We start from the raw sequence: 18,108 nt of genomic DNA on the forward strand, positions 1-18,108 counted from the left end.
TAAGGAAGTAGATATGAGTACTCAGAGTAAGCACAAAGAACGACAGTTCCAAATAGAGATAGTCCAACACCTAACATCCAACAAGTGGATAGAAGGTGATGCTAGTGGATACAACAAAGAGTTAGCTCTGTACCCGGAAGACCTTATCAGCTATATCAAGTCTACGCAACCTCAAGCCTACGAGAAGATGAGCAAAAGAGAGGGAATCAAGACTGATGAAGTGCTATGCAAACATGTAGCCAAAGAGATGGATAAGCATGGCTCACTACACTACTTACGAAATGACCTGAAGTATATTGGCTCCAAGTTCAAACTATGTCAGTTCAAGCCAGAGCTTTACAATCCAGACACACAGGCTAAGTATGATGCGAACATCCTAAGAGTGGTGCAGGAAGTCACTACTAAGAGTGGTAATGAACGAATAGACCTAGTGTTATTTCTAAACGGTATCCCTATAGCCACACTCGAACTCAAAACTGATTTCACCCAAAATGTTCACGATGCTATCAACCAGTACAAGTACGATAGACCAGCCAAAGGTGAACCACTACTAGAGTTTAAGAAGAGAGCCTTGGTTCATTTTGCAGTAAGTACAGATGAAGTCTATATGACCACCAAGCTAGCAGCTTCCAAGACATTTTTCCTACCATTCAACAAAGGTCATGAAGATGGAAGTGCAGGAAATCCACACAATCCAAACGGATATACCACATCATATCTGTGGGAAGAAGTACTACAAAGAGACTCTATCCTAAATATCATTTCTCGTTACATACACTTAGAGGTCAAAGAGAAAGAAGACCATCAAGGCAAGAAGAGCAAGAGTGAGACCCTTATCTTCCCAAGATACCATCAGCTAGATGTTGTTAGGAAACTACTTACAGATACTAAAGCTAAGGGTGCAGGTAATCATTACCTCATTCAACACAGTGCTGGTTCTGGTAAGTCTAACTCTATAGCATGGCTGGCTCACCAGTTATCCTCTTTGCATAATGATGATGAAGAGTCGGTATTCAACTCTATCATTGTTATCACGGATAGAACCGTACTGGATAATCAGCTACAAGAGACCATAGCAAGCTTTGAGCATAAAGACGGTGTTGTTGTGGGTATCACTCGTGAGGGTTCTAATGAGTCTAAGTCTACACAGTTAGCAGATGCACTGGAACGTGGTGCAAAGATAATCATCACCACTATTCAGACCTTTCCATTTGTACTGGATACTATACAGGAGAGAACCACCCTCAAAGATAAGAGCTATGCCATCATAGCAGATGAAGCTCACTCATCTCAGACCGGTGCAACTGCAAAGCAACTAAGGGAAGTGCTGACAGCAGAGCAGATAGAAGAGGGTGTAGAACTGAGTGCAGAAGACATTATCACAGCTTCTATAGAATCACGAAGTGCAAGCTCTAGTCTAAGCTTCTACGCATTTACAGCTACACCAAAGACCAAGACCCTAGAGATGTTCGGAGTGCTGCCAAAGCCTGATGAAGCACCATCAGAGACTAATAAACCTCAAGCTTTCCATTTATACACGATGAAGCAGGCTATAGAAGAAGGATTTATTTTGGATGTACTTCAAGGTTACACCACCTATAAACTTTTCTATAAATTAGAACATGCCAATATGAGTCACGATGAAGAGGTAGAGAGTAAGAGAGCCAAGGTCAAGATAGCAAAGTGGCTCAATATCCATCCTCATAACATTGCACAAAAAATAGAGATAATATGTGAACACTTCAGAATGCATGTAGCTCATCTGCTGGACGGTCAGGCTAAAGCAATGGTTGTCACTTCAAGCAGACAGGCAGCAGTCAGATACAAGCTGGCATTTGACAAGTATATCAAAGAGCATGGCATAGAAGACCAGATGCAGGCTATGGTGGCTTTCTCAGGTAAAATAGTAGATGATATAGAGGGAACAGAAAAGGAGTACACAGAAGCCAATATGAACCCCAATCTAAAAGGCAGGGAGATGAGAAAAGCATTTGATAGTAATGAATATCAAGTTATGCTGGTAGCCAACAAATTCCAAACAGGATTCGACCAACCAAAGCTATGTGCTATGTATGTAGATAAGAAATTAGGCGGGGTTGATTGTGTACAGACACTTTCAAGACTCAATAGAATCTATACAGGTAAAGACCAGACATTTATCTTGGACTTCTACAATGAAGCAGTAGATATTAAAGAAGCATTTGAACCATATTACAACACTACAGAACTAGAAGATGTAACAGACCCAAATATAGTCTATGATTTGCAACATAAATTGCAAGAGAGTGATATCTTTACAACGATAGATGTTGAGAACTATGCCAAAGCTTTCTTTAATTCTAGAGGCACACAGGCAGCTATGAGTTCTGCTATTAAACCATCTGTCGATAGATACAAGAATAGATACAAGCAGGCACTGGAGAACATCAGTAGTGTTAAGAATAGCCTAAAAGAAGCTAAGAGTAACAAAGATGAGAAGGGTATCCACAACTATGAGCTAGACCTCAAAGAAGCCAATGAAGATAAGAATGCACTGGACATCTTCAAGAAAGACCTTATTACATTCCTAAGGATGTATGAGTTCCTGTCACAGATAGTTGACTATGCAGATGAAGACCTGTTAAAGTTAGCAGCATTTGTGAAAGCACTCATACCAAACTTAAAGACCTATGACCCTAAAGACCCAATAGACATATCATTGGTAGAATTATCACACTATAAGCTACACAAACAGAAGAGCCAAGATATCAGCTTAGTAGGAGAGGGTGAATTGCCTGGTATAGAAGGTGGTGGAGCAACAGCAAGAGACCCAGAGAAAGAACTACTATCAGAAGTTTTAGGTCAAATGAACGCACTCTTTGAGGGTGAGCTAAGTGATGATGATATGCTTAACTATGCTAGAACCATCAAAGATAAGGTTATGGAGAATTCCAAGGTTATTGAACAGGTCAACAACAACACTAAAGAACAAGCAATGATGGGTGGGTTCGCTGAGGCTATCAATGATGCTGTCATAGACAGTTTGGATGCACACCAGAACCTAGCTACACAAGTACTTGACAAAGAACGCATCAGAAACGGACTAGCTAATATTGTCTATGAGTTGATTGTTAGAGGATTGAAAGCAAGCTAATCCTCAGCATTGAGGGATGGAAATGGTTCCACAACGACACCCTGTAGAGATAAAGTCTCATTCAGGGCATCATACAGCCCTTGCTTATAATCTGTATCTTCAAGACAAGAGTGTGATTTCAGCTGTTTAATTATTTGCTCTTTGAACTGCACTTGTATCTTTTTCTCTTCTTGCAGATAGAAGTAAGTAAGTTCTCCAATGTACTCAAGGGCAGTAAGCCTACCTTCTCTATATTTATTGCTTATCTTAAGAGTAGTTGTATTGAACTTATAGAGTGTAAGTTGATTAGAGCAGTGCTTACTTACTTCTTCAAGAAGTTCTTTTGATGTAGGTTTCATCTTCTACTCCAATACTTTCTTTGTATTCTGGCAGAAAATAGAAGAGATGTTTAAATGTATGTCAAATTGTCATACAAAAGTGTATTTTTAATGAAATGTAAAAATAGGTATTTATGTTTAAATTAAGTTTGATTCAGAAAGAATATGAATAATTTGCAAGAAAGGACTCTATGAAGCTCACACAAAAAGAATCGGCGGTTATACGTCTACGATATGGCATTGATGATGATATGCAAAGAACATATCAGGAGATTGCCAAAATAGTAAACCTTAGTAGCACAATGGTTCGGCAACTTGAACACAGAGCAATGAGGAAACTAAGACATCCGTCAAATAGAGAATCATTAGCTGAGATTAAAGAAACAATTGACCTAATCAATACACCTATAGACTAATATAAATACAAGAAGGATACCTATGTCAAAATTAGAATGTGAGATAGCACTTAAAAATAAATACTCTTCAGATATTATTATGAGTCGTTTATTGGAATGTAACCGTGATATTAAATGTATTAACTATTCTCTCAAGCATTATGGGTCAGCAGACCTTACCCTTGAAGAGATAGGCTTAGTCCTTGGAGTAACTCGTGAGCGTGTACGTCAGATTGAAGCCTCTGCACTCAAAAAGTTAAGACATCCAAAAATTGGAAGATTTCTCAGAGAGTATACTCTCTCATAAAAAGGATTGTAATGAATCGAGCTCAAACATTTTTAGTATCATATATTGCACCTGTATTGGGCTTAGTTCTAGTGTTTGCTATTACTTCTTTCATTATCCCAATGGAATATCTTCTTCCTTTGTATGGTCTTGCATTTCTTTTAATGTATTTTATCCATAGAGTGGAGAAGAAAGAGGATGCAATAGATACTAATGTAAAAAATCAATATGAAGAAAAACCATCGAACTGCCCAGTATGTAATTCAACGAGGATTACAGATATAGCATATGGACTTTTTACTCCTAATGAGGAACTTGAAAATAAAATTCAATCAGGAGAAATGATACTTGGAGGCTGTGTACTCAGTGAAGATAGCCCTAGATGGTGTTGTTTGGGTTGTAGATATACACCGAATAAAAAGTCTATTAATCACTTAGAGAGAAGTTTATCCTAATATTTTTTATTTATATTGGTTTAAATTTCATTCTATCAATAATCATTTGATTTGATTTTTCAATATCTTGTAGTTTTTTAAAGACTTCAAATTTTTTATCACCACGTTCACTAAGTAAACGACTTCCCACACTTCCAATAACGCCTAACCACCAAGTATTTGTTATGGCTGCAATTCCCCCACCAATCAAGTAACTCAAATATGTTTTACCTGACCTATTTCCAGCATGTTTTGCTTTTTCGTATAGAGTAAGACTTTCATCCTTATATGAAGTGAATGCTATAAATGCAAGTGTCAATAAAGGTGGAGAAAAATCCATCGTCAATTCTGATGATTCAACAGCATCATTAAGTGTGTCTATTAGTTCTACATTTGTTATTGCACTATTTGTTAAATTATCACTAATACCACTCATAACAAGATGGCTATAAACTTCATCGGTCGTTACAACATCAATATTGGGATATTTTTCTAGTGCGTCTTTTACATATGATACAGAATCAGTTGCTTTTGCCTGAAGGACAGAAGCAATTTCACCATTCTTACCTTCAATTGCAATATCCCATCCTGGTTGTGTTGCTGATTCTGCTAAAAATGCTGAATAACCATCTGGAAGATTTCCATCATTGAGGTACTCAATATATTTTTGCTCAAATAATTTTCCTTTAACTGCAGAAATAAAACCAATTGAAGAATCTTCATCTAGTTCACGAATTTTATCCTGAAAAGAAATTTCCTGTGAAAGATTTGGATAAGCAGATTCATAAGCATTTATAATTTCATTTGGTATTGCCGTAGCAGATAGTAGACTTACTAATGTTTCTCCACCCAAAAATATAGTATCAGAAACACTTTTATCTCTATTTAGTTCCCGATAGTGAGCACCTTGACTTTCAATGTGGTTATTTAATTTTCTTAAATCACCATCAGAATATATTATGTCTCTATATACATTTTTGGCTGAACCAGTTGCAGTGTCATATACTTGTTCAACATAAGTATGTCCTGTATCAAGAACTTCTTTTCCTTGTTGAAAAATATCGTCCTTATTTTCATCCCAAAGTTCTTTTAATGTTTGAGATTTTTTTTTAAGTTCTTTTTGGGCTTCTTCCTTCAAGGATAAGCCTTGAGACAGTAAGTTTTTAATGTTTTTCATGACAGGACCTAAGTTGTTTAGTATTATACATTGTACAGCACAGCTACTTAATAGTAAAGAACTTGAAAGTAAAGTCAAATCAGGAATAAAACCAGTAGAAAGTAGGTAAGGGTAGAGCCGTTTAACATTATAAAATTGAATTTGTAGAATTTAAAATATATTTATCTAAGGAGTAGTTTTATTTAATCGTGCTACCATTTTGCTACCATTTTAGAGATATTAAAAATAGTAAAAATTTAGGATTTTTAGAAAACAGGAAGTACGTAAAATAGGGCTATAAAGCCCTATAGGTGGAGGAAGAAAAAGTAAACTTAGTTAACTGTAACCTCTTGAGCAGTACCTTCCCAGATACCATGTTTAGTACAGTAACCATGTGCAACAAGTTTAAGTTTTTTACCTGTTGGGATGATTGTAAATGTAGTTGTGTTATGCGCTTTAATATTTCCAAGTGTTCCTGGCACATAAGAAGCTTGAGCAAGTTTAGTCTCACCGTTAAAAAGTGTGATAGACTCAATGTAGTGATCAAAATCATCTGGGTGAGTATATTCGTTACCCATTTTTACAGTTACTTCAAATGGCTCACCAGCTGTTGCAGTGTCTGCACACGTAATAAACGGAGAGTGTCTGTCGATAAGATCTTTTTTTGCTTCTCTATCTACTTCACTGATGTCTACGTACTTGTTAATTTTTGGCATATTGTTTCCTTTTTTATGTTTGATAGAGTTATTATATCATAAGTAAAATTAAATAGGATAAATTTAGTCCTATTTAATTAATTTTCATCTTTTATGTAACTTTGTGCCCATTTTCTGATACTGTTTCTTTGTGCTCTTGTAAGTTTAGCCTCATCATGTAAACTCAAATACATAGGGATCGGCATACTTAAACTTATACTTTTTGCTATACCTTTATAAAGTTTTTGTTTTTTCTCTTCATCATAAGTTCCCCATTTCTGAAAGTTCAACCAAGCTCTACCTTGTTTAATATGGCTTCTTACTTCCCATGAGATCGGTGCAACATTTCCATACCAGGGCATTTTTGTTTCATAAGAGTGGCAGTCATAACAGGAAGTTTTTAACATCGTCATGATCTCTTCTGGTGCCTGTATCAGTTCTTTAGGATCAATGGCTTCAGGTTCTGGTATATCGATCTGAATGGCTTGTAGTAGAAAGAGGGCACCAAAGACCCATATGAGTATTGTTTTGAACATAAATATTATTCCTGTTTTATTTTTTTGAATTATAGTGAGATAGTTTGAAAGGAGTATAAAATTGATGATGAGAGTGAGTTAAAGTTTCATCAAAGCATCATGCATATCAAAATAAGCGATAAAAAATTCAAACATCATTCTCCAGAATATCTCCATACAGAGAAAACAAATGATAAATGCAGTATACACAATGAAACGTTGTTTGGCCGTAGTGCGTGTTTGTATCTCTTCTTTAATGCTCTTAGATATCTCTGTAAAGTAAGATGTTTTGATCCATTCTGCAAGATACCAACTCACTACGGGGATAAGTAGTGCTCCTATGTAGTACATGAGTATGAGAAGGGAAGGGGTGATAAATGTTTGAAATGTTAGGAAGTCTCTCATAGGTATCCTAAAGTGTTAAATATGTTTTCCACCTCAGAAGAGATGGAATAACGAGAACGGTATCTACGCTGGAATAATATGCGCAGCTTTTTGTACGTGGAAGTTAAGACCTATCTCTTTTTCTGTACATCCAAGTGCAAGTGCGACCATTTGTGGCATGTGTAGTACCGGCAGTTCTACATCACGACCCATCACTTTAGCTACATCATCTTGGTAAGTATCCATTTTAAGGTGACAGAGCGGACAAGGTGTTACCATCATATCTGCGTTGTTGTCTATAGCATCTAGTAGAGCATTTCCTGCCAGAACTTCAGAGGTATGATTCGCTTGAAGCTCTACATGGAAACCACAACATTTGTTTTTGTGATCATAATCAACAGGATGACCTTCAAGTGCATCAATGAGACTGTCAAGTGAAGTAGGATTGTATGGGTTCTCACCATTGTTGCTGCCATGATGAAGTTCAGATGGTCTGATGTTATGACAACCATAGAATGGAGCAATGTTCAGATGACTAAGTGGTACAGTCACTTTATCTTTGATATTTTCTAAACCATACTCATCTACAAGCGTATAGAGGAAATGTTTGATCTCAGATGTACCTTTGTACTCTAGTCCAACTTCTGCAAGCTTTTCGTTGACACGTGCTTTTAGCTTTGGATCTGTATCTAAAGCGTGTTTAGTCATTGCAGAGTTAAGCTGACAGGTATTACAGATAGTGATCATAGTAAGACCTAACTTCTCTGCATAACAGATATTTCTTGCATTGAGTACATGTGCTAAAAATTCATCAAAGTCTTGCAGATGACTGGCACCACAACAACTTGCTTCTTCTAAAATAGTGATCTCGATCCCCAACTTTTCAGCTACTGCAAGAGTAGATGAAAGTAACTCAGGTGTAGATTGTTTTGCTGTACATCCTGTAAATAGTGCGTATTTTAATTTGCTCATCTTTTCTCCTTATAGCTTATTTGTCATTGAGATATCGATTAATTTTTGAATCTCATCCAGATTTTTAGATTTTGGTACATTATCAATAAATGGAACACCATCTTGCCAATGGATCTTTCCAGCCTTCATCATTTTAACAGCTGTTTTCAAGTGTTTATACATTCCTAAGTAACCTTCAGAATAAACAACAATATCTGCTTCATCAAGGAAACCATGTTTTCTAATACTTCTTACAAAACCTTCAGCATGTCTAGTAGCAACATTACTTCTTGCAATGCCTTTTTCAAACTGTAGATTGTGAAGTTTTGTGATCTTCTCTATAGGATTGATCTCTTTTGGACATGCTTCTGCACACTCGAAACATTTCACACAATCCCAAACACCTTGACCTCCTTGGAAAGTAAGTTCAAGTCTCTCATCTCCGGCTGTATCTCTTGTATCAACAGTAAATCTATAGGCAGAAACAAAAGCAGCAGGTCCGAAGAACTGATCATTCACTTCAAGAGCAGGGCAAGAGTAGTGACAGGCACCACACTGAATACAAAGGTCAGAATCCAAGAAGTTGTTAAACTCTGCAATAGACTGCTTTGTTTCATGCTCAGGGTGTGCATCAACCTCTGCAACTACGTAAGGCTTCACAGCAGCATGTTTGTCCCAAAAGTCTTTTTTGTCGATGATCATATCTTTCATCGCACGTTTCTTACTTTGTGGTTCAAATACAAGTTCATTGTTAAAGAGGTCTAACAGCTCCATAGCATTTTGTTTACAGGCAAGAACAGCTTTACCATTTACTTTAATGGCACAAGCTCCACAAATACCATGACGGCAAGAACGTCTATAAGAGAAAGAACCATCATGTTCCCATTTGATCCTGTTTAGAAGGTCAAGTACTAACTCATCTTTCCCAACTTCCATCTCATAGTGTTTATAGTATGGAAGATAGTCTGTCTCAGCATTAAATCTGAACGCTTTAAGCGTTACTTTTCTTTTATCACTCATCATGACCTCCTTAATATGTTCTTTCTTTTGGCTCAAACTTGCCAAGCACTACTTCACCCCATTCTTGAGTGATGTTAAAATCTTTATCCATATATGCATAGGTATGTTTCAAGAAGTTCTTATCATCTCTGGTTGGGAAGTCTTCACGGAAGTGACCACCACGGCTCTCTTCTCTCTCAAGTGCACCAACTACAATGAACTTAGAGAACTCTAACATATGACCAAGCTCTATGGCTTCCTGGAGGTCCGTGTTGAATGTGTTTGATTTGTCATCAATACGTATATTGTTAAATCTCTTCAATAGTCTGTCTATCAGTTTGATCTGCTTCTCTAAAGACTCTTTAGTTCTAAATACACCTGCATTTGCAGTCATTCCATCCTGAAGTTCAGTTCTGATCGCAGGAACACGCTCTTTACCATTTGATGTTTTAAGTTTATTCATCTCTGCTAACATCGTGTCTGCATCTGAAACAGATGCTTGACGTAGCTTAACACCTTCGTTAAGTGCTTTAACCATGTTTTCACCTGCATGACGACCAAAGAGCAGGGCTTCAAGTACTGAGTTTGCACCAAGTCTGTTTGCTCCGTGCACAGATACACAAGAACATTCACCCGCTGCGTAGAAACCTTCTACCAGCTCTGTTGGAGATTTACGAACTTGACAGTTAATGTTCGTAGGAATCCCACCCATAGAGTAGTGTGCAGTTGCTGAAATATGTATAGGCTCTTTAATCATATCCTGTCCTTGGAACGCGATAGCCAGTTCACGAAGCTCAGGAAGTTTTGTAAGGATGATCTCAGGATCAAGATGAGTAAGGTCAATGTTTACTGATTGACCATCTTTACCCACACCTTTGCCTTGACGAACCTCTTCCATAATAGCTCTGGAAACAACATCACGAGAAGCAAGCTCCATAGCATTTGGTGCATACTTGGTCATAAATCTTTCACCTTCAGAGTTGAAAAGACGACCACCTTCACCACGTGCTGCTTCAGAGATGAGTACACCTGAACCTCCAAGACCGCTTGGGTGGAACTGTACAAACTCCATATCTTCAAGCGGAAGACCATGACGTGCCACAATAGAAAGTGAATCACCTGTATTTGCATGTGCATTTGAGTTAAATCTGTAAGCTCTGGCATGTCCACCTGTAGCGAACATCGTTACTTTTGCATTGAATATAGCCGGCTTTGAGTTACGAATGTCATACGCTGCAACACCAGATACTTTTCCATCTTCATAAATGAGGTCAGCGGCATACCACTCATCAAATACTTCGATGCCTGCACGGTCAGCTTGCTCATAGATAGTTTGAAGTAGTGTAAGGCCTGTTCTGTCTTTTGCGTAACATGCTCTAGGTTTAGACTGTCCACCAAAAGGTCTGATAGCGATGTCGCCTTCTTCATCTCTTGAAAAAACAGCTCCCATTCTCTCTGCCCAACGGATAGTCTCCGGTGCTTTAGAACACATAAGCTCAACACAGTCCTGATCTGCAAGGTAATCAGAACCCTTTACGGTATCAAACTCATGAAGTTCTGTAGAGTCATCTTTTCCAAGTGCGGCATTGATACCGCCTTGCGCAGCCCCTGAGTGGGATCTAAGTGGGTGAAGTTTTGTAATAACTGCCGTTTTCATTCCTGCTTCTGTCAGCTCTTTAGCTGCCGCCAAACCAGCCAAACCAGCACCAACGATTACAGCATCGTATTCGTAGATTTTAACATCTGGGTTCGTATTCATAGTAGCTACATCCTTAATATTGCAATTTACATTAATTATATCTATATGTGAATTAATTTTAGTTATGAAAGGAGATGAATTTTTAAGAGAAATGGGAGGTGTTACAGTTTTTCATACTCATAGTCTGTTGGCTATCTGTAATTCTCGGGCTTACGCCCAAGGAAAACGGATGGGATTAAAGTAACTTTTTGTCAAATAATTTAAATGCTATTTGCCGTCATTTCCCTCATATAGACAGTTTCTCTAGATTTATGATTGCCTGAACCTATAGAGACTTTTGAGTCCATGAAATCTGCAGAAGATATTAATTCCAAGTCTATATCTCTACCGATGGTTTTTTCTATATTTGCAAAATTATTTTTAAACATATCATATACTTCTTGTTCTTCTACTATAAGTACCTGGGCTCCAGAGTCAAGTGCATCCAGTAGGGTAGTTGCAGCTTTAGTATAGGCTAAGGTTTTGTTGTCCTCAAGGAGAGAAAGACCGGAAAGTTTGTTTGCTCTTGAGAATGATATCACTTTTGAATTTGCTTGAACGATCTTCTCATTTATGTTGTTTGTGTTTCCAGTGACTGCACCTGCATAATAGGCAATCTGTTTACCTTCTACAGTTACAACTGTTACTTCTTTCTCTTCTTTTTTAAGGAAAGCAGCTTTTTTCTCAGCAAAACGAGCGCTAAGAGTGTCCATAAAAGAAGGTGTATCTGTCGTAGAAGGTTTAACCATCATTTTAAGCTCTTCTATGGCTGCTGTGTGGTCTTGGGCATAGTAGAGGTTGTTCTCATATTCACAGTCAAGTAGACTGCTGTATGGATAAGTGATAGCTTCAAGTATCGCTTCTTTTTGTTCAGAATCCGCTGTAATAAGCTTATGTGCTAAAACAAGTATAGCATCACCGATGTAGGTACGGTCAAAGTTCTCTGTCTCAGAAGCATAGTGCAGGGCATAAAGTGTCTTATAATACTCCAAGTCCTCATCAGAAGCAAAAGGTGCTAAGATCTCGTAACTTTTCATGAAGTCACTGTCATCAATGATAAGTCCATTGCTTGAACGGTAAGAGTTTACAGGGTCTATCTGAAGTGAAGTACCCAATCTCTCTACTACTTCACTCATACGCTGATCTCCGTCAATCACTAAGCCGTTGATCTTAAAAATAAGATTTTCCTCAGGGTATGTAAAGTTCTCATTTTGCTCTTGAATGAAAGCTAAAATGTCTTTTGTTTGCATGTCTTCTGCCAATTCAATGCTGAAGTTTTTATAGTAAGGGAGGTAGTCTGTTTGAGCATTAAAAAAGAATGCTTTGATTTCTAATATAGGTTGCATAGTTATTCCTTGAACGTTATTGTGATGATTATAGCCAACGTTTGATATGGTTTGATAATCTCAGACTATACTAAAGATAAATAGATTTAACTATGTTACAATTTTGCCAATAAAATAATGATCTCGTTCAAAATTAAGCAGGAAAGTCCTAAATGCCAAGTGAAACAAAGATAGATAAAGAACACTACCTCATAAATAAACTAAGTTCAAAGTACATCGGAGATGATGCTGCTGTAATAGGTGATACCCTTTATAGTATGGATGCCTTTTTTGAAGATGTGCATTTTAAGCGTGAGTGGATGAGTATGGCACAGATAGGGCGTAAAGCCATGCTTATCAACCTTTCAGATGCCATCGCGATGAATGCACAACCGCAGTATGCCCTTGTTACGGTCTCTTTACCTAAAGATATCACCAATGCAGAGATAGACGAACTGACCCAAAGTTTAGAATCTACAGCTAAGGAATATGGATGTGAGATCATCGGTGGTGACACCGTAGGGGGAGATAAATTACATCTCTCTATTACTATCATTTCCAAGAGTGATGATCCCCTTTTACGCAGTGGACTAAAGCACGGGGATATACTTGCTTTTACCGGATTTTTAGGTGAGAGTAAAAGGAACTTGGATGCACTTTTTAGAGGAGAGGAACTTCGTGACAGTTCACGATTTTTCGAACCTGTTTTAAGAGCAGAATTTATAGCAAAAGCAAGACCCTTTTTGCGGGTTGGCATGGATATCTCAGACGGACTCTATTGTGATACCAATAAGTTACTGGATATCAATAAATATGGATTTAACATATTAAAAACTATCAACGACGACATAGGCTTTAGTGGAGAAGAGTATGAAATGCTTGTTGGATTTGATCCTAAAGAGTTAGAGCCTCTAAAAGAAATAGCGAAAGGGTTAAATTTACCTTTGACTGTGTTTGCAAAAGTCTCTAAAAACAACAAGCGATTTAAGTGTAAAAGTCACCACTTCAAATAATCTCGTAGCGTGGGCATTCCTGCCCACGAACAATTGCTTGCAATTGATATAGTGCGAGTTCACTATGTTCATTCTTGGGCAGTGCCAAAGGCATACATTTCAATAAAAACCCACGCTACAAAATCATTATTTAATGTTTGCTTGAGACATTTCTATTTCCCAACGAAATAGGATAATCTCTCTCTTTACAAAGAACTTCTGCATAACGTGTAATATCAGCTTCGGTTAAACCTGTTAGATATTCAACATCTCTTTTTCCCTGAACCGATCTATCAAGGAAGCCCAGTTCAATGAATTGTTCAATGACGGTATCTATCATGTCTATGACCGAAGAGACTTTAACTATCTCACATCTGGCATAACGCGCTGCAGGGAAAGAGACCTCTGCCACACGCAAGGTAGGGTCATCACCGGGAATTTGCTGTGCACCAAAGAGTGGTTTGGAGCCGACTTGGGCTTGGGAAAATGCAGGAATAAACTGCGATAGGTGCTTAATGGCACTTTTTGTACGTTGATCAGTCTCTTCTTGACTCCACGATTTTTCAATCTTCTCAATGAAATTTTGACCCAGTTGTGGTTGACAGCTTAGCGCTGTATTTGAAACCAAGCCATCTTCGTAGAGTGTGATCTCTTTCGTCATACCATGAAGCTGAAAATAGCCGCCTGGATAGGGTGTAAATTGTCCCATACCCCTTGGTGTTCCACGCTCACCATGAAAGATGATCTCCGGCCAAAGTGTATCAGAACAGCTTTTCCATTGACTTACATAAGCTGCTTTAAACTCCACCATTCGTTTGCAGGGAACGCCAAGAAGATCATCGATCTTACCGCTTCTAAAGCCTGCCGCATTAATAAGATAATCAAAACTCTCATAATATGTTTCATCATCTTTGATATAGGTGATTCTCCAACCATCAGCGTTACACTCTTCTTGAATATTACTAACAATAGTCTTAGTCCGCAGGGTAACATTGTCGATTTGCTCAAGAGCCAATGAGGCACCTGCAGCCAAACGAAAGAGGTTAAGTCCATACTCTTGTACCATAATGAGTGGAAACTGTACTTTGTCCAAATCAATGTTTTTAGCCACGGGTATCATCCATTCATCACAGGTTTGTGGCTTAGAAACGACAGGCTGTTGCTTAAGAACTTCTATCTGTTCTTTACTATAAAGTGTATAGTAGTCAGCACTTTCACCTAAAACTTCGTTGTTTTGGTTGGCTGTGATAAGTGCTTCGTATTCACCCTTTAGTAACTCCAAACGTGGCAGTAAAGCATCAGGTGTACCACTGTCGCTGGTAGGAAGGACGATCACCGTCGGACGATAATCAACAATAAACGGATAAAAACGTAAAAAATCAATAGATTGTTTCAGTAATTTGACACACTGCTCATCAGATATCTCTCGGTATAAGTTACCCCCGGCATGAAGATGGCAAAATGGTGGTCCACTCACCAGACTTGACTCTTTTTCAAACAATGTCACATTCAAACCAAGCTGACCTAGGTACAGAGCTATACTTGATCCTGCTACACCTCCACCAACAATCGCTATTTTTGTTTCTTTTTTTAACATAAATTTTTACCTAATCAACCAAAGTCATGAGTATATCAGCAAAATCATCAAACACAACATCAGGATCATATACACCAATATCTTCACCATAATTATAGCCATATGTAAGGCCTATGCTTTGTATATTGGCAGTATTAGCCGCCAATATATCGTTCTTAGAGTCACCAACCATTACGCATTGTTCCACTGTAACATTTAACTGCTCGCATACATGTAACAGTGGTGTAGGGTCTGGTTTCTTTTGAGGTAAACTGTCACCACCTAGATGAAGTTCAAAGAGTTCTGTTAATTTTAATCCCTCTAAAATAGGTGCAATAAAGTCAAATGGTTTATTAGTCACTATGGCCAAACGGTAACCTGCTTCTTTTAAAGTCTTAAGTGTAGAAGGTACATTTGGATAAGTAACAGTAGTTACAGCCAGGTTCTGTGCATAAAAGGTTAAGAATATCTCTAATGCTGTTTCAAACAGTACGGGGTCTAGATTATCATCTATATCACTTTGTCCCGATAAAGCACGTTTTACCAGTACTTGTGCACCATTCCCAACCCAAAAACGTATAATATCTTCACTAAAGGTTGCACGTTCTAAAGTGTAGAGCATATGGTTTACTGCCACTGCCAAATCGGGTGCACTATCGATAAGAGTACCATCTAAGTCAAATATTATGACCTTTTTATTACTGAATTTCAAATGTACACCTTTTCTTATTTATATTATTCTCAGCGATTATACATTTTTTATCTAACATCTCCTTTAATAACCTTTCAGCTAAAATATCAAAATATAAAACAGAAAGAAAAACATGAATCTAATCTACCCCCTAAACGTCAAAAACGAATTTGTCTTTAACTCCTCTCCAAGAGACTTTACTGTTGAAGAGATACCTCTATATGAATTTACAGGTGAAGGTGAGCATCTGGTGCTTAAAGTACGTAAAAAAGAGATGACTACCTGGGAAATGCTTGATGCGATCTCTAACCATGTGGGTATACGCCGTCGTGACATGGGTTATGCAGGACTTAAAGATAAACATGCGATGACCATACAGTACATCTCAGTGATGGCTATACATGAAGAGAAGCTCAAAGCTTTTACACACGATAAAATTAAAATACTCGATACAGTACGTCACAATAACAAGATACGGGTAGGGCATCTTAAAGGCAATCGCTTTAGCATTCGTCTTAAAAAGGTACTTGGTGTACAAAAGGACAAACTGGACTCGGTCTTGAAATGGATCAAAGCCAACGGTGTACCAAACTACTTTGGGAACCAACGTTTTGGTACAGATGGGAACAATTGGGTTGATGGAAAGAAGCTTATAGACGGCGAACTTAAAATACGTGACAGAAAGACCAAAGAGTTTTTGATGGGTTCCTACCAGAGTTATTTGTTTAACGGATGGCTCTCTAAACGTATGGAGCTAAACCATTTACTTGAAAAGTTCACTGAAGCTGAAACAGAACAGATAATAAAATTGCCTGAAGGCTCTCTAAAAGGTACCAAAGAGCAGCCAAACTTCTTTAAACTAGTAGAAGGTGATGTGATGATGCACTACCCGTATGGGCGTCTTTTCAATGTGGAAAACTTAAAAGAAGAAGCAAAACGTTTTGAGAGTAAAGACATTGCACCTGCCGGGCTGCTTCCCGGTAAGAAAGCAAAGAAGGCTGAAAGTGTTGCAGGGCTTATAGAAGCACCTTTCGCCGAAGAGATGAATCTTAACGGTACCAGACGTTATGCCTGGATACAAGTGACTGAAATAAAGAAAACCTATGTGGAAGAGAAAGCCCATTATGAACTGAGTTTTGCTCTGCCTAAAGGGTGTTATGCAACAAATGTGTTAGATGTGTTGAGAGGGGAAAGCATCTAGATCTTATCTAGACTCTCTCTTTCTAGTTATATCTGCACCCAATCCGGAGAGTTTCCCCTCTAAATCATCATATCCGCGATCTAAATGATAGATACGATGTACATTCGTTGTACCTTCTGCAACCAGAGCAGCAAGGACAAGTGCGGAAGAGGCTCTAAGGTCTGTAGCCATGATATCTGCACCATAAAGCTCATCAACACCTTTAACTGCAGCGATACTGCCTTTAAGCCATATATCTGCACCTAAACGGTTAAGTTCACTCACATGCATGAAACGGTTTTCAAAAAGACGCTCTTCTATAAGACTTTCACCCTTTGACATCACAGCTACAGCCATAAACTGTGCTTGCATATCTGTAGGGAATCCTGGGTACTCCATGGTAGTGAGATCAACAGGTTTAAGCTCTTTGGGAGGATATATGGTCATCGTATCTTCACCTATATCAAATGTACACCCCATAGATTCGAGTTTATCTGTAGAAGTTCTGATATGCTGAGGGTTTACTTTGTTCAGCGTGATGGAAGAGTGGGTAATAGCCCCTGCACAGAGGTATGTTCCTGCTTCAATACGGTCAGGGATAATGTCAACTGTTTTGAAGTTAAGGGGTTCTCTGTCTGTACCATGGATAGTCAATTCATTTGTACCGATACCTTCTATTTTAACGCCGGCATCAGCTATCATTTCACAAAGTTGTACAACTTCAGGCTCTTTGGCTGCGTTGATGATGGTTGTTGTACCTTTTGCAAGGGCTGCTGCCATCACAATGTTTTCAGTACCGCCTACGGTGATCTTATCGAAGATAATATTTGCACCGTGAAGTCCTTCTGGTGCCATGGCATGAACATAACCACCTTTTATCTCGATCTTTGCACCCATAGTTTCCAGTGCTTTAAGGTGAAGGTCAATAGGACGTTGACCGATCGCACAACCACCAGGCAAACTCACTTCACACTCACCAAATCTTGCAAGTAGTGGACCAAGCACTAAGATAGATGCCCTCATTTGGGAAACGATCTCATAGACAGCTTTGGTAGAAGTGATGGACCCATTGTTGATCTTTGCTACAGTTTTGTCATGGTCTACAGTTCCGCCAAGCATTGTAAGAAGTTTGAGTAGGGTACGGATATCTACAACATTAGGTAAATTGGTAAGTGTGATCTCTTTATCACTTAATATGGTTGCGGCAATAATTGGCAGTGCAGCATTCTTTGCACCACTTATTGTAACATTACCACTTAATTTTTTCCCACCTTTTATCTCTAAATAATCCATCTCTTCTTCCTCATATATATATTGAAACAGATTTTATCTAAAGAATGA

17 protein-coding genes and 1 pseudogene are annotated in these 18,108 nt (G+C 38.2%); 6 read left to right on the plus strand and 12 right to left on the minus strand.

Going from position 1 to position 18,108, the window contains the following annotated elements:
- The first annotated feature begins 13 nt into the window (after positions 1 to 13).
- A complete protein-coding gene (locus tag ACLHDG_RS07880) occupies positions 14 to 3,133 on the plus strand; it encodes a type I restriction endonuclease subunit R (RefSeq protein ID WP_415405676.1) in 3,120 nt (1,039 codons plus the stop codon).
- Here the strand turns inward: ACLHDG_RS07880 and ACLHDG_RS07885 are convergent.
- The gene (locus ACLHDG_RS07885; protein ID WP_415405677.1) at positions 3,130 to 3,471 is read right to left on the minus strand and encodes a hypothetical protein; all 342 of its coding nucleotides are present in this window, start codon (positions 3,469 to 3,471) and stop codon (positions 3,130 to 3,132) included. The genes ACLHDG_RS07880 and ACLHDG_RS07885 overlap by 4 nt on opposite strands.
- Positions 3,472 to 3,641: 170 nt before the next feature.
- Here ACLHDG_RS07885 and ACLHDG_RS07890 point away from each other — a divergent pair, with 170 nt between their 5' ends.
- The 3 genes and pseudogenes from ACLHDG_RS07890 (at position 3,642) to ACLHDG_RS07900 (ending at position 4,586) form a co-directional block, all read left to right on the plus strand.
- Positions 3,642 to 3,866 carry a sigma factor-like helix-turn-helix DNA-binding protein gene (locus tag ACLHDG_RS07890; RefSeq protein WP_415405678.1) on the plus strand — a complete coding sequence of 75 codons (225 nt, stop codon included), beginning with the start codon at positions 3,642 to 3,644 and terminating at the stop codon, positions 3,864 to 3,866.
- Between the two features lie 151 nt (positions 3,867 to 4,017).
- Positions 4,018 to 4,152, plus strand: a pseudogene (locus ACLHDG_RS07895) (sigma factor-like helix-turn-helix DNA-binding protein); the annotation flags it as partial.
- Positions 4,153 to 4,163: 11 nt separating this feature from the next.
- The gene (locus ACLHDG_RS07900; protein WP_415405679.1) at positions 4,164 to 4,586 is read left to right on the plus strand and encodes a hypothetical protein; all 423 of its coding nucleotides are present in this window, start codon (positions 4,164 to 4,166) and stop codon (positions 4,584 to 4,586) included.
- Positions 4,587 to 4,596: 10 nt separating this feature from the next.
- On the opposite strand, the gene ACLHDG_RS07905 is transcribed toward ACLHDG_RS07900, so the two are convergent.
- The 8 genes from ACLHDG_RS07905 to ACLHDG_RS07940 form a co-directional block, all read right to left on the minus strand.
- On the minus strand, positions 4,597 to 5,742 hold the full coding sequence (locus tag ACLHDG_RS07905) for a hypothetical protein (RefSeq protein WP_415405680.1): 1,146 nt from the start codon (positions 5,740 to 5,742) through the stop codon (positions 4,597 to 4,599).
- Positions 5,743 to 6,053: 311 nt separating this feature from the next.
- Positions 6,054 to 6,437: a class II SORL domain-containing protein gene (locus tag ACLHDG_RS07910; RefSeq protein ID WP_415405681.1), complete on the minus strand. Its 384-nt coding sequence runs from the start codon at positions 6,435 to 6,437 to the stop codon at positions 6,054 to 6,056.
- Between the two features lie 77 nt (positions 6,438 to 6,514).
- A complete protein-coding gene (locus ACLHDG_RS07915) occupies positions 6,515 to 6,952 on the minus strand; it encodes a heme-binding domain-containing protein (protein ID WP_415405682.1) in 438 nt (145 codons plus the stop codon).
- A 78-nt stretch (positions 6,953 to 7,030) separates the two neighbouring features.
- Entirely contained in the window at positions 7,031 to 7,336 is a 306-nt protein-coding gene (locus ACLHDG_RS07920) for a DUF4282 domain-containing protein (RefSeq protein WP_415405683.1), read from the minus strand.
- A gap of 63 nt (positions 7,337 to 7,399) precedes the next feature.
- Positions 7,400 to 8,287, minus strand: a complete 888-nt coding sequence (locus ACLHDG_RS07925) for a CoB--CoM heterodisulfide reductase iron-sulfur subunit B family protein (RefSeq protein ID WP_415405684.1) — start codon at positions 8,285 to 8,287, stop codon at positions 7,400 to 7,402.
- Positions 8,288 to 8,296: 9 nt separating this feature from the next.
- Positions 8,297 to 9,286 (minus strand): succinate dehydrogenase/fumarate reductase iron-sulfur subunit, encoded by a 990-nt coding sequence (locus ACLHDG_RS07930; RefSeq protein WP_415405685.1) that lies wholly within the window; start codon positions 9,284 to 9,286, stop codon positions 8,297 to 8,299.
- A 10-nt stretch (positions 9,287 to 9,296) separates the two neighbouring features.
- Positions 9,297 to 11,024: an FAD-dependent oxidoreductase gene (locus ACLHDG_RS07935; protein ID WP_415405686.1), complete on the minus strand. Its 1,728-nt coding sequence runs from the start codon at positions 11,022 to 11,024 to the stop codon at positions 9,297 to 9,299.
- Positions 11,025 to 11,224: 200 nt separating this feature from the next.
- A complete protein-coding gene (locus ACLHDG_RS07940) occupies positions 11,225 to 12,349 on the minus strand; it encodes a hypothetical protein (protein ID WP_415405687.1) in 1,125 nt (374 codons plus the stop codon).
- 152 nt (positions 12,350 to 12,501) lie between these two features.
- Here ACLHDG_RS07940 and ACLHDG_RS07945 point away from each other — a divergent pair, with 152 nt between their 5' ends.
- The gene (locus tag ACLHDG_RS07945; protein WP_415405688.1) at positions 12,502 to 13,341 is read left to right on the plus strand and encodes a thiamine-phosphate kinase; all 840 of its coding nucleotides are present in this window, start codon (positions 12,502 to 12,504) and stop codon (positions 13,339 to 13,341) included.
- Positions 13,342 to 13,471: 130 nt separating this feature from the next.
- Here the strand turns inward: ACLHDG_RS07945 and ACLHDG_RS07950 are convergent, their stop codons facing one another.
- Entirely contained in the window at positions 13,472 to 14,917 is a 1,446-nt protein-coding gene (locus ACLHDG_RS07950) for an FAD-dependent oxidoreductase (protein WP_415405689.1), read from the minus strand.
- Between the two features lie 10 nt (positions 14,918 to 14,927).
- Positions 14,928 to 15,608, minus strand: coding sequence for a phosphoglycolate phosphatase (locus tag ACLHDG_RS07955; protein WP_415405690.1), 681 nt, complete (start codon positions 15,606 to 15,608; stop codon positions 14,928 to 14,930).
- A 112-nt stretch (positions 15,609 to 15,720) separates the two neighbouring features.
- Between ACLHDG_RS07955 and truD the strand changes: the two genes are divergently transcribed.
- Entirely contained in the window at positions 15,721 to 16,788 is a 1,068-nt protein-coding gene (gene truD, locus ACLHDG_RS07960) for a tRNA pseudouridine(13) synthase TruD (protein WP_415405691.1), read from the plus strand.
- A gap of 3 nt (positions 16,789 to 16,791) precedes the next feature.
- Here the strand turns inward: truD and murA are convergent, their stop codons facing one another.
- Positions 16,792 to 18,060: a UDP-N-acetylglucosamine 1-carboxyvinyltransferase gene (gene murA, locus ACLHDG_RS07965; protein ID WP_415405692.1), complete on the minus strand. Its 1,269-nt coding sequence runs from the start codon at positions 18,058 to 18,060 to the stop codon at positions 16,792 to 16,794.
- Positions 18,061 to 18,108: the final 48 nt, after the last annotated feature.

This window comes from Sulfurovum iocasae (assembly GCF_047716765.1).
GTDB lineage: Bacteria > Campylobacterota > Campylobacteria > Campylobacterales > Sulfurovaceae > Sulfurovum.